Annotated in this window: 1 protein-coding gene; it reads left to right on the top strand. The window is 41.7% G+C overall.

The annotated features are described in order from the left end of the window. Positions 1 to 39: 39 nt before the first annotated feature. A partial coding sequence (locus AB4653_RS28615) for an H-NS family nucleoid-associated regulatory protein (protein ID WP_372106022.1) occupies positions 40 to 417 on the top strand: 378 nt, incomplete at its 3' end.

Consider the following 417-nt stretch of genomic DNA (forward strand, 5'->3'; position numbering starts at 1 on the left):
ATTAGGAGGATTATTTAGTTTACCTTGATGGGAAATATCATGTCTGAATTAACAAAAACTCTATTAAATATCCGTAGCCTTCGTGCGTTCTCACGTGAATTAACTCTTGAGCAACTTGAAGAAGCGCTAGACAAGCTGACTATTGTTGTACAAGAACGTCAAGAGTCTGAAGCTGAAGAACGCGCAGCAAAAGCAGAGCAAGAAGCTAAGCTTTCTGCTATCGCAGAACAAATTGCAAAAGACGGAATCGATGTTGCCGATCTTATTGCTGCACTTTCTGGTGAAGCAAAATCTAAAACAACAAAATCTAAACGTGCTCCTCGCCCTGCGAAATACAAATACGTAGACGCGAATGGCGACGAAAAAACTTGGACAGGTCAAGGCCGTACGCCTTCAGCTATCCAAGAACAACTAGAT

It is taken from the genome of Vibrio sp. 10N.222.48.A3 (genome assembly GCF_041475345.1).
Lineage (GTDB): Bacteria > Pseudomonadota > Gammaproteobacteria > Enterobacterales > Vibrionaceae > Vibrio > Vibrio tasmaniensis_A.